Here is a 12,158-nt window from a genome sequence, read left to right as displayed (position 1 = left end):
AATGCTATAATTGAAGGGACCATATCGAAGGAGAATAAAATGACTAAACCCATTATTTTAACAGGAGACCGTCCAACAGGAAAATTGCATATTGGACATTATGTTGGAAGTCTCAAAAATCGAGTTTTATTACAGGAAGAGGATAAGTATGATATGTTTGTGTTCTTGGCTGACCAACAAGCTTTGACAGATCATGCTAAAGACCCTCAAACAATTGTAGAGTCTATCGGAAATGTTGCGTTGGATTATCTTGCAGTTGGATTAGATCCAAGTAAATCAACAATCTTTATTCAAAGTCAGATTCCAGAGTTGGCTGAACTGTCTATGTATTATATGAATCTAGTTTCATTAGCTCGTTTGGAACGAAATCCGACAGTAAAAACAGAGATTTCTCAGAAAGGATTTGGAGAAAGTATTCCGACAGGATTCTTGGTCTATCCAATCGCTCAAGCAGCTGACATCACAGCTTTCAAGGCTAATTATGTTCCTGTTGGGACAGATCAGAAACCAATGATTGAGCAAACTCGTGAAATTGTTCGTTCTTTTAACAATGCATATAACTGTGATGTCTTGGTGGAACCGGAAGGTATTTATCCAGAAAATGAGGGAGCAGGGCGTTTGCCTGGTTTAGATGGAAATGCTAAAATGTCTAAATCACTCAATAACGGTATTTATTTAGCTGATGATGCGGATACTTTGCGTAAAAAAGTAATGAGTATGTATACAGATCCAGATCATATTCGAGTGGAAGATCCAGGTAAGATTGAGGGAAATATGGTTTTCCATTATCTAGATGTTTTTGGTCGTCCAGAAGATGCTCAAGAAATTGCTGATATGAAAGAACATTATCAACGAGGTGGTCTTGGTGATGTGAAGACCAAGCGTTATCTACTTGAAATATTAGAGCGTGAACTTGGTCCTATTCGTGAGCGTCGTATCGAATTTGCTAAGGATATGGGAGAAGTGTATAATATGCTTCAAAAAGGTAGTGAAAGAGCGCGTGAAGTTGCAGGTCAAACTCTATCTGAGGTAAAAGGGGCAATGGGACTTCATTACTTTAACTAAGTTTATTTTACAAGAAACTATCATTTCTATCTCAAAGAAAAGATAGTTTTTTATTTACCCCTGTAACATTTGACAAATTTTTATAGAATGGTATGATAGATACAATATAAAAAGAGTCAAGCTCAAAAAGAAAGAAAAGAGGAAACTTCGAATGTCTAATTGGGACACTAAATTTTTGAAAAAAGGTTTTACCTTCGATGATGTATTGCTTATTCCAGCTGAAAGTCATGTATTACCTAATGATGCTGATTTAACAACTAAATTGGCAGATAATTTGACTTTAAATATCCCAATTATTACTGCTGCTATGGACACAGTGACAGAGAGTCAAATGGCCATTGCTATTGCTCGTGCAGGTGGTCTCGGAGTTATCCATAAAAACATGTCAATTGCTCAACAAGCAGACGAGGTTCGCAAGGTAAAACGTTCTGAAAATGGAGTTATTATTGATCCGTTCTTCTTGACACCTGAACATACAATTGCTGAAGCTGATGAGCTTATGGGACGTTACCGTATCAGTGGTGTTCCAGTTGTTGAAACACTTGAAAATCGTAAATTAGTTGGTATTTTGACAAACCGAGATCTTCGTTTTATTTCAGATTATAACCAACCAATCTCAAACCATATGACTAGTGAAAATCTTGTTACTGCTCCTGTGGGTACAGATCTTGCAACAGCTGAGAGCATTCTTCAAGAACACCGTATTGAAAAACTTCCATTGGTAGATGAAGAAGGCCGTCTTTCTGGCTTGATTACTATCAAAGATATTGAAAAAGTTATTGAGTTTCCAAATGCCGCTAAAGACGAGTTTGGTCGTCTTCTGGTTGCAGGTGCAGTAGGTGTTACTTCAGATACATTTGAACGTGCAGAGGCTCTTTTTGAGGCAGGAGCGGATGCGATTGTTATTGATACTGCACATGGTCATTCTGCAGGTGTCTTGCGTAAAATTGCTGAGATTCGTGCTCATTTCCCAGACCGTACTTTGATTGCTGGAAATATTGCTACTGCTGAAGGGGCACGTGCCCTTTATGAAGCAGGCGTAGACGTTGTCAAGGTTGGTATTGGCCCAGGTTCTATCTGTACTACTCGTGTGATTGCTGGTGTAGGTGTTCCGCAAGTAACAGCTATCTACGATGCTGCAGCTGTTGCGCGTGAATATGGTAAAACGATCATTGCTGACGGTGGAATCAAGTATTCTGGAGATATTGTAAAAGCACTTGCTGCAGGTGGAAATGCTGTTATGCTTGGTTCAATGTTTGCTGGAACTGATGAAGCTCCAGGTGAAACTGAAATCTTCCAAGGACGTAAATTCAAGACTTACCGTGGTATGGGATCAATCGCTGCTATGAAGAAAGGTTCAAGCGATCGTTACTTCCAAGGTTCTGTCAATGAAGCAAACAAACTCGTTCCAGAAGGAATTGAAGGTCGTGTTGCTTATAAAGGAGCGGCAGCTGATATTGTCTTCCAAATGATTGGTGGTATTCGCTCTGGTATGGGTTACTGTGGTGCAGCTAACCTTAAAGAACTACACGATAATGCTCAATTTATTGAAATGTCTGGTGCTGGTTTGAAAGAAAGCCATCCTCATGATGTACAAATTACTAATGAGGCACCAAATTATTCTATGTAAAAAACAATGAAAAGAACTCCCGTGAAAACAGGAGTTCTTTTACAATGTTGTCAAGTTTTATTTACAGCAACTTTACCATCCTGGATAGTGAAAATACTTAGATTTTCTGGTAGATTTTGAAGATGATCTAAGCTTGTTGTTGTAATAAAGGTTTGGATTGAATGAGAAATCGTTTCTAATAATTTTAGTTGTCTAGTGTTGTCAAGCTCACTCATAACATCGTCAAGCAGTAATATTGGAGATTCTGTAGTAATGCTTTCCATTAATTCTATTTCTGCTAATTTTATCGATAGGACGAGACTACGATGTTGACCTTGACTTCCAAAACTAGCATCCATCCCATTTATATAAAAAGAAATATCATCTCGATGAGGACCAACACCAGTATTCTTTTTAAATAAATCTCTGGACCTACTTTTTTCTAAAGCAATTTTGAATGCTTCTGACAAGTCTTCTTTGTCAGTTATCTTGACAGAAGATTGATAGGATATTGACAGATCTTCAATCTGATTAGAAAGTTCAAAATGTTTCTTACGCCCAAAATGCTCTAGTTTTTTTATGAAATCTAAGCGGTGATTCATTACACGACATCCATAATCGACTAGCTGGTCATCTAGTACTGAAAGAAAGGTTTCATCTATTATTTGAGCTGATTTTAGATAGGTATTTCTTTGCTTAAGAATATGGTTATAATTGGTTAAATCTGATAAATAGATTGGCTTAATTTGCCCAAGCTCCATATCAATAAATTTTCGTCGAACCGAAGGTGCTCCTTTAATTAGTTGTAAATCTTCGGGAGCAAATAAGACAACATTCATGTGTCCTACATAATCTGAAAGTCGTGCCTGTTTTAAGTGATTAACTTTTGTCACACGTCCTTTTTGTGTTAGTTCAATTTCGAGAGGAATGGATCCCGTTTTTTTCTGAACAAGACCTGAAAGATGGAGTTGTTCTTCATCAAAATGAATGAGATTTTTATCTGTTCGAGTTCGATGACTACGTGTTAAGGCTAAAAAATAGATAGCCTCTAACATATTTGTTTTTCCTTGTGCATTGCGTCCTAAAAAGACATTTAATTTAGGATTAAAGTCTATTTTCGTCTCTTTATAGTTACGAAAAGTTTTGAGAGATAGGTGTTGTAACCACATGATTATCTACCAGGGAATCGTGGAGCTTGTTTGCTTTTGGGCGATGAAGTAGGTTTTGATTTATCTTTTTTTACTCCCTTATTCATCTCCTTAACAAGTTTAGCGATTCGTTCTTTTTCAACTTTATCAGCTTGGTATTCATCTTGCTCCTCAGAAGTAGGTTGTGTCAATAAGATGTCAATATTCATGTCAGGGATGTCAATTTTATCGCCAATACGAAGTTTTTTACCGCGACGACTCTCTAATTCCCCATTAAAGTAAACAGAATGTTCAGAGAGAAAGGATTTGATAGCTCCTCCGCTATGTGTAATTCCAAGTTCTTTGAGTAGTGCTTGGAGGGTAATAAATTCTTCAAATAATTTGTATTCCATAATTCACCTCAATCTTTGGTATTATACCATATTTTCCTAAAAATAGTGAGAGAAACAGGGAGAAATGTAAGCGATTTTTATTTCAAAAGTGTTACAGAGAACAAGAAAATTTCAGTTTTTCGTGATATAATAGAAGTCTGTATATAAGGAGGTAAATCATGGAGTTAGTGCATGGAATTTCAACACATTTTATCCAATCAAAAAAGTTTAAAACGAACAAAATCGCCGTGCGTTTTACCACTCCATTATCCCTCGATACGATTGCAGGTCGCATGTTGAGTGCGAGTATGCTAGAGACTGCTAATCAGATGTATCCCACTTCTCAAGATTTGAGAAGACATTTAGCCAGTCTATACGGTACAGATATGTCAACCAATTGTTTCAGAAGAGGGCAAAGTCATATTGTAGAATTGACATTTACCTATGTTCGTGATGAGTTTTTAAGTAGGAAAAATGTGCTAACTTCTCAGGTTTTGGAACTAGTAAAAGAAACTCTTTTTTCCCCCGTAGTAGTTGATAATGGGTTTGATCCGGCCTTATTTGAAATTGAGAAAAAACAATTGCTAGCAAGTTTAGCAGCTTATATGGATGATTCTTTTTATTTTGCACATAAAGAATTAGATAAATTATTTTTTCATGATGAACGTCTCCAATTGGAATACAGTGATTTACGAAATCGTATTTTAGTTGAAACTCCACAAAGTTCTTATTCTTGTTTCCAAGAATTTTTGGCCAATGATCGAATAGATTTCTTTTTCCTAGGTGATTTTAATGAGGTTGAAATTCAAAATGTATTAGAATCATTTGGCTTTAAAGGTCGAAAAGGAGATGTGACGGTTCAGTATTGTCAACCTTATTCCAATATTCTTCAGGAAGGTATGGTTCGAAAAAATGTGGGACAATCCATTTTGGAATTAGGTTATCATTGCCCTTCTGAATATGGTGATGAGCAACATTTACCCATGATTGTAATGAATGGTTTACTTGGTGGATTTGCTCACTCTAAACTATTTACAAATGTCCGTGAAAATGCTGGATTGGCTTATACTATTTCAAGTCAGCTCGATTTGTTTAGTGGATTCTTGAGGATGTATGCTGGTATCGATCGAGAAAATCGGAACCAGGCTCGTAAAATGATGAATAATCAACTGCTTGATTTAAAAAAAGGATATTTTACAGAGCTTGAGTTAGAGCAGACCAAGGAAATGATTCGTCGGTCTTTGTTACTTTCTCAAGATAATCAATCTTCATTGATTGAACAGGCTTATCAAAATGCCTTACTTGGAAAATCTTCAGCAGACTTTAAAAGTTGGATTGCAAAACTCGAGCAAGTTGACAAAGATGCTATTTGTAGAGCAGCTAATAATGTGAAACTACAAGCGATTTACTTTATGGAAGGAATAGAATGACAAAGGTTGTTTTTGAAGAAAAATACTATCCAGCTGTAAAAGAAATGGTTTATCGAACTCGTTTGTCAAATGGATTGACAGTTGCTCTTTTGCCTAAAAAGGAATTTAAAGAGGTTTACGGGAGTGTAACTGTCCAGTTTGGTTCGGTAGATACGCTTGTCAAAGAAGTTGACGGAGAAGTAAAAGAATATCCTGCGGGAATTGCTCATTTTCTTGAACATAAATTGTTTGAAAGAGAAGATACTAGCGATTTGATGTCGGCTTTTACGAGTCTAGGTGCAGATAGTAATGCCTTTACAAGCTTTACAAAAACAAGCTATCTTTTTTCATCGACGGATTATCTTTTAGAGAATTTAGATTTACTTGATGAATTGGTAACATCAGCACACTTTACTGAAGATTCTATTTCAAGAGAGCAGGATATTATCCAGCAAGAACGAGAAATGTATCAAGATGATCCAGATTCGTGTTTGTTCTTTTCAACTTTAGCGAATTTGTATCCTGGCACACCTTTAGCAACTGATATAGTTGGAAGTGAGGAATCAATTTCCCGAATCAATCTAACTAATTTGCAAGAAAATTTTACAAGATTTTACAAACCTGTAAACATGTCTCTGTTTTTAGTTGGCAATTTTGATGTGGAGCTAGTTCAGGACTATTTTGAGAGAAAAGAACTGGAAGATTTAGATGTTCAGGAAGTAGCAAGAGAAAAGTTTTCTTTACAGCCTGTAAAGAAAACAGATAGCATGAGAATGGAAGTATCTTCTCCTAAACTAGCGATTGGAGTTAGAGGTAAACGAGAAGTTGCTGAGGCGGATTGCTATCGACATCATATTTTATTAAAATTATTGTTTGCAATGATGTTTGGTTGGACTTCGGATCGTTTTCAAAAATTATATGAATCAGGCAAAATTGACGCGTCCTTATCTCTTGAAATTGAAGTAACAAGTCGCTTTCATTTTGTCATGTTGACAATGGATACAAAAGAGCCGGTTGCTTTATCTCATCAGTTTAGGAAGGCCATTCGTAATTTTACAAAGGATTTAGATATTACAGAGGAACATTTAGATACTATCAAAAGAGAGATGTTTGGAGAATTTTTCAGTAGCATGAACTCTCTTGAATTTATTGCAACGCAATATGATGCTTTTGGACAAGGTGAGACAATTTTTGATTTGCCGAAAATTTTACAGGAAATCACTTTAGAGGATGTCCTTGATGCTGGACATCATTTAATAGATGATGGTGATATAGTTGATTTTACAATATTTCCATCGTAGCAACCTATCATAATAGACACTAGAAAGAAGGAATGACAAGTATGAGGAAAAAAACAATTGGTGAGGTTTTACGTTTAGCTAGAACCAACCAAGGGTTGACTTTAGAAGAATTACACAAAAAAACAGAAATTCAGTTGGATATGTTGGAAGCGATGGAAGCTGATGATTTTGATCAACTTCCTAGTCCATTTTATACTCGTTCTTTTTTGCGAAAATATGCGTGGGCAGTTGAGCTAGATGAGAGAATTGTCTTGGATGCTTATGATTCTGGGAGCATGATTACTTATGAGGAAGTAGATGTTGATGAAGACGAGTTGACAGGTAGGAGACGTTCAAGTAAGAAAAATAAGGCATCATTTTTACCTTTATTTTATTTTATACTCTTTGCACTATCGATTGTCATTTTTGTGACTTATTATGTTTGGAATTATCTCCAGACTCAACCGGAGCGTTTATCTGCGTCTAGTTATAGTGTGGTCCAAGCAACAAGCTCGACTAGTTTTGCAACCCCATCTTCAACTAGTAGTAGTTCATCAAGTAGTTCTTCTAATATTGAACCAGCTATAACGGTATCAGGTGAAGGAAATCGAGTAGAAGTTGCTTATAAAACGAGCAAGGAAACTGCAAAATTGCAATTATCAGTGTCAGATGCTAGAAGTTGGGTTAGTGTTTCAGAAAGTGATCTTGAGGGTGGTGTGACTTTATCACCAGATAATAAAAGTGCGGAAACAAGCGTTTCAACTAAAAATCCTGTGACCATTACTTTAGGTGTTGTCAAAGGTGTTGCCTTAACAGTAGACAATCAGACGGTTGATTTATCGAAATTAACAGCTCAGACTGGAAAAATCGCTGTAACCTTTACTAAAAATTAAGGAAAAACGAATGAAAAAAGAACAAATTCCAAATATCTTAACAATAGGTCGAATTCTCTTTATACCTATTTTTATCTTTATTTTAACAGTAGGAAATTCGATAGAGAGTCATATGGTAGCAGCTATTATCTTTGCTATTGCCAGTATTACAGACTATTTAGATGGATATTTAGCTCGTAAATGGAATGTGGTTAGTAATTTTGGTAAATTTGCAGATCCTATGGCGGATAAGCTACTAGTTATGTCGGCTTTTATTATGCTGATTGAGTTAGGAATGGCTCCAGCTTGGATTGTTGCAGTGATTATCTGTCGTGAGTTGGCTGTGACAGGTTTAAGACTTTTATTAGTTGAAACTGGTGGAACAGTTTTAGCAGCAGCAATGCCTGGAAAAATTAAAACTTTTAGTCAGATGTTTGCCATTATTTTCTTGCTATTACATTGGACTTTTCTTGGTCAAGTTCTACTTTATGTAGCCTTGTTTTTCACTATCTACTCTGGCTATGATTATTTCAAGGGTAGTGCCTATGTATTTAAAGGGACATTTGGTTCGAAATGAAATCAGTAATTGATGTAAAAAATCTTTCTTTTCGCTATAAGGAAAGTCAGGAATATTACGATGTGAAGGATATTACGTTTCACGTGAAACGTGGAGAATGGCTTTCGATTGTAGGGCATAATGGTAGTGGTAAATCAACGACGGTTCGCTTAATTGATGGCTTACTGGAAGCAGAATCCGGAGAGATTGTAATTGATGGCCAACGGCTGACTGAGGAAAATGTTTGGAATATACGTCGTCAAATCGGTATGGTTTTTCAAAATCCAGACAATCAATTTGTTGGAGCGACTGTTGAAGATGATGTTGCCTTTGGTTTGGAAAATCAGGGACTTTCTCGTCAAGAAATGAAAAAGAGAGTGGAAGAAGCTCTGGCTTTAGTTGGCATGTTGGAATTTAAAAAGAGAGAGCCAGCGCGTTTATCGGGTGGCCAAAAGCAACGTGTTGCCATTGCAGGTGTTGTAGCCCTAAGACCAGCTATTCTAATCTTAGATGAAGCAACGAGTATGTTGGATCCTGAGGGACGTAGAGAACTCATTGAGACAGTAAAAGGAATTCGAAAAGACTATGATATGACAGTCATTTCCATTACACATGATTTGGAAGAAGTTGCCATGAGTGATCGTGTGTTGGTCATGAAAAAAGGGTCAATTGAATCAACTAGTAGTCCAAGTGAGCTTTTCTCTCGAAATGATTTGGATCAAATTGGATTAGACGATCCTTTTACTAATCAATTAAAACATTCTTTGAGCCAGAATGGCTATGATTTGCCTAAAAATTATTTGACAGAAAGTGAGCTAGAGGATAAACTATGGGAATTGCTCTAGAAAATGTGAGTTTTACGTATCAAGAAGGGACTCCCTTAGCTTCAACAGCTTTGTCAGATGTTTCTTTGATGATTGAAGATGGTTCTTATACGGCTTTAATTGGGCACACAGGTAGTGGTAAATCAACTATTTTACAACTTTTAAATGGTTTGTTGGTGCCAAGTCAAGGGAGTGTGCGAGTTTTTGATACCTTAATCACTTCGACTTCTAAAAATAAAGATATTCGGCAAATTAGAAAACAGGTTGGTTTGGTATTTCAGTTTGCTGAAAATCAGATTTTTGAAGAAACGGTTTTGAAAGACGTTGCTTTTGGACCGCAAAATTTTGGAGTTTCTGAAGAAGATGCGGAGCAGATTGCGCGTGAGAAACTGGCTCTGGTTGGAATTGATGAATCACTTTTTGATCGCAGTCCGTTTGAGCTATCAGGTGGACAAATGAGACGTGTGGCCATTGCAGGCATACTTGCCATGGAACCAGCCATATTAGTCTTAGATGAGCCCACAGCAGGCCTAGATCCCCTGGGAAGAAAAGAGCTGATGAATTTGTTCAAAAAACTCCACCAGTCAGGGATGACCATTGTCTTGGTAACGCATTTGATGGATGATGTTGCTGAATATGCGAATCAAGTCTACGTGATGGAAAAGGGACGTTTAGTTAAGGGGGGGAAACCGAGCGATGTCTTTCAAGATGTTGTCTTCATGGAAGGAGTGCAGTTGGGAGTACCTAAAATTACAGCCTTTTGTAAACGATTGGCTGATAGAGGCGTGTCAGTTAAACGATTACCGATTAAGATAGAGGAGTTCAAGGAGTCGCTAAATGGATAGTATGATTTTGGGGCGTTATATCCCAGGTGATTCGATTGTTCACCGCTTGGATCCACGTAGCAAATTGCTTGCTATGATGCTACTGATTTTGATTGTGTTTTGGGCTAATAATCCCTTGACGAATCTAATTCTTTTTATAGCGACAGGGATATTTATTGCCTTGTCAGGAGTATCTCTTTCATTTTTTATTCAGGGCTTGAAATCTATGTTTTTCTTGATTGCCTTCACAACTATTTTTCAACTGTTTTTCATTTCTAATGGGAATGTTTTATTTGAGTTTTCGTTTGTGAGAATCACGGATTATGCATTGCAACAAGCTGGAATTATTTTTTGTCGCTTTGTATTGATTATTTTCTTTTCAACTTTGTTAACCTTAACGACCATGCCCTTAAGTTTGGCCTCAGCTGTCGAAGCTTTGTTAGCACCTTTAAAGCGTGTGAAAGTTCCAGTTCATGAAATTGGATTGATGCTATCTATGAGTCTGCGTTTTGTTCCGACATTAATGGATGATACGACGCGGATTATGAATGCACAGAAAGCGCGTGGAGTGGACTTTGGAGAAGGAAGCATTGTTCAAAAGGTGAAGGCTATGATTCCCATTTTGATTCCTCTTTTTGCGACAAGTTTAAAACGTGCGGATTCCTTGGCTATCGCTATGGAAGCGCGTGGGTATCAAGGTGGAAAAGGCAGAAGTCAATATCGACAACTGAAATGGACTCGAAAGGATACGCTAGCAATCCTTGTTATTATCGTACTTGGTTGTTGCTTATTTTTCTTAAAATCTTAGTAGATTTTAAAGAATTGCTTAAAAGTTACTGTAACAGTTTTTGATATAAAGGTAGGGATATGAACCGTTTTAAAAAATCAAAATATGTCATTATTGTTTTTGTCACTGTTCTGCTTGTGTCAGCTCTCTTAGCGACGACTTATTCAAGTGCAATTGTGACAAAATTAGGAGATGGAATCTCATTGGTGGATAGGGTTGTACAAAAGCCTTTTCAGTTGTTTGATTCTGTCAAATCAGATTTGGCTCATTTGACACGAACTTACAATGAAAATGAAAGTTTGAAGAAACAGATATACCAATTAGAAGTTAAATCAAATGAGGCGGAAAGTTTAAAGACGGAAAATGAACAACTGCGCCAATTGCTTGATATGAAGTCCAAATTGCAATCTACAAAGACTTTGGCATCAGATGTTATTATGCGTTCTCCAGTATCTTGGAAGCAGGAGTTGACCCTGGATGTAGGCAAATCAAAAGGAGCTTCTGAGAACATGTTAGCCATTGCAAATGGTGGTTTGATTGGGAGTGTTTCAAAAGTAGAGGAGAACTCTACCATGGTCAACCTTCTGACAAATACGGAAAATGCTGATAAGATTTCTGTTAAAATTCAACATGGTTCTACTACAATTTATGGGATTATCGTTGGCTATGACAAGGAAAATGAAGTTCTAAAAATTAGTCAATTAAATAGTAGTAGCGATATTAGTGCGGGAGATAAGGTGATCACTGGTGGATTAGGAAACTTTAACGTTGCTGATATTCCTGTTGGTGAAGTGGTTGCCACAACGCATAGTACGGACTATTTGACACGAGAAGTAACTGTTAAATTGAGTGCAGATACTCATAATGTGAGTGTGATAGAATTAGTGGGGAATTCATAATGAGACAGTTGAAGCGAGTTGGAGTATTTTTATTGCTTCCTTTCTTTGTTCTAATTGATGCCCATATTAGTCAGCTTTTGGGCTCATTATTTCCCCATGTACAGTTGGCTAGTCATTTTCTATTTTTGTTTCTCTTATTTGAGACGATTGAAGTATCAGAGTACTTCTACTTAGCTTATTGTTTTGTAGTGGGTTTGGTCTATGACATCTACTTTTTCCACTTGATAGGGATTGCGACTTTGTTATTCGTCTTATTGGGGGCATTTCTCCATAAATTTAATAGCGTTATTTTATTGAATCGTTGGACGAGAATGTTGGCAATTATTGTCATGACTTTTCTATTTGAGATGGGAGCTTATATACTTGCATTAGTGGTAGGTTTAACTGTGGATAGTATGTCTTTATTTATAGTCTATAGTTTAGTACCATCAATGATTTTGAACCTTATATGGATGATTATCTTTCAGTTTATTTTTGAAAAATTTTACCTATAAGAAAGAAATAAAAATGTAAC

General features: G+C 36.7%; 13 protein-coding genes. 11 read left to right on the top strand and 2 right to left on the bottom strand.

All coding sequences use genetic code 11. The features are described 5' to 3' along the window. Positions 1–39 precede the first annotated feature (39 nt). Together trpS and guaB are read left to right on the top strand one after the other, a co-directional pair. On the top strand, positions 40–1,065 hold the full coding sequence (trpS, locus tag O3664_RS02895; protein ID WP_371613617.1) for a tryptophan--tRNA ligase: 1,026 nt from the start codon (positions 40–42) through the stop codon (positions 1,063–1,065). A 151-nt stretch (positions 1,066–1,216) separates the two neighbouring features. Beyond that, positions 1,217–2,695: an IMP dehydrogenase gene (gene guaB / locus O3664_RS02890; protein ID WP_000073418.1), complete on the top strand. Its 1,479-nt coding sequence runs from the start codon at positions 1,217–1,219 to the stop codon at positions 2,693–2,695. Positions 2,696–2,745: 50 nt separating this feature from the next. On the opposite strand, the gene recF is transcribed toward guaB, so the two are convergent. Further along, complete coding sequence (gene recF, locus O3664_RS02885; RefSeq protein ID WP_004255296.1) at positions 2,746–3,843, bottom strand: DNA replication/repair protein RecF; 1,098 nt, start codon at positions 3,841–3,843, stop codon at positions 2,746–2,748. Between the two features lie 2 nt (positions 3,844–3,845). Beyond that, positions 3,846–4,214 (bottom strand): S4 domain-containing protein YaaA, encoded by a 369-nt coding sequence (gene yaaA / locus O3664_RS02880; RefSeq protein ID WP_004255298.1) that lies wholly within the window; start codon positions 4,212–4,214, stop codon positions 3,846–3,848. A 158-nt stretch (positions 4,215–4,372) separates the two neighbouring features. Here yaaA and yfmF point away from each other — a divergent pair, with 158 nt between their 5' ends. From yfmF to mreD, 9 genes are read left to right on the top strand one after another with little or no spacing between them, the layout of a single operon-like run. After that, positions 4,373–5,623 (top strand): EF-P 5-aminopentanol modification-associated protein YfmF, encoded by a 1,251-nt coding sequence (yfmF, locus tag O3664_RS02875; RefSeq protein ID WP_371613616.1) that lies wholly within the window; start codon positions 4,373–4,375, stop codon positions 5,621–5,623. Next, complete coding sequence (yfmH, locus tag O3664_RS02870; RefSeq protein ID WP_371613615.1) at positions 5,620–6,903, top strand: EF-P 5-aminopentanol modification-associated protein YfmH; 1,284 nt, start codon at positions 5,620–5,622, stop codon at positions 6,901–6,903. The genes yfmF and yfmH overlap by 4 nt, the downstream gene beginning before the upstream one ends. 41 nt (positions 6,904–6,944) lie before the next feature. Beyond that, complete coding sequence (gene rodZ, locus O3664_RS02865; protein ID WP_371613614.1) at positions 6,945–7,775, top strand: cytoskeleton protein RodZ; 831 nt, start codon at positions 6,945–6,947, stop codon at positions 7,773–7,775. Between the two features lie 10 nt (positions 7,776–7,785). Then, positions 7,786–8,331 (top strand): CDP-diacylglycerol--glycerol-3-phosphate 3-phosphatidyltransferase, encoded by a 546-nt coding sequence (gene pgsA / locus O3664_RS02860; RefSeq protein ID WP_371613613.1) that lies wholly within the window; start codon positions 7,786–7,788, stop codon positions 8,329–8,331. Continuing rightward, positions 8,328–9,155: an energy-coupling factor ABC transporter ATP-binding protein gene (locus tag O3664_RS02855; RefSeq protein WP_371613612.1), complete on the top strand. Its 828-nt coding sequence runs from the start codon at positions 8,328–8,330 to the stop codon at positions 9,153–9,155. Before pgsA ends, O3664_RS02855 begins: the two co-directional genes overlap by 4 nt. After that, the gene (locus tag O3664_RS02850; protein WP_084928708.1) at positions 9,140–9,979 is read left to right on the top strand and encodes an energy-coupling factor transporter ATPase; all 840 of its coding nucleotides are present in this window, start codon (positions 9,140–9,142) and stop codon (positions 9,977–9,979) included. Before O3664_RS02855 ends, O3664_RS02850 begins: the two co-directional genes overlap by 16 nt. Then, on the top strand, positions 9,972–10,766 hold the full coding sequence (locus tag O3664_RS02845; protein ID WP_084928709.1) for an energy-coupling factor transporter transmembrane protein EcfT: 795 nt from the start codon (positions 9,972–9,974) through the stop codon (positions 10,764–10,766). The genes O3664_RS02850 and O3664_RS02845 overlap by 8 nt, the downstream gene beginning before the upstream one ends. A 59-nt stretch (positions 10,767–10,825) precedes the next feature. Next, on the top strand, positions 10,826–11,644 hold the full coding sequence (gene mreC / locus O3664_RS02840) for a rod shape-determining protein MreC (RefSeq protein WP_371613611.1): 819 nt from the start codon (positions 10,826–10,828) through the stop codon (positions 11,642–11,644). Continuing rightward, positions 11,644–12,138: a rod shape-determining protein MreD gene (gene mreD / locus O3664_RS02835; RefSeq protein ID WP_023948195.1), complete on the top strand. Its 495-nt coding sequence runs from the start codon at positions 11,644–11,646 to the stop codon at positions 12,136–12,138. The genes mreC and mreD overlap by 1 nt, the downstream gene beginning before the upstream one ends. Positions 12,139–12,158 lie beyond the last annotated feature (20 nt).

It is taken from the genome of Streptococcus sp. 27098_8_109 (genome assembly GCF_041432295.1).
Classification (GTDB): domain Bacteria; phylum Bacillota; class Bacilli; order Lactobacillales; family Streptococcaceae; genus Streptococcus.
The sequence above is the reverse complement of the archived record's forward strand: the minus strand, read 5'-3'. Positions and strand labels throughout refer to the sequence as shown.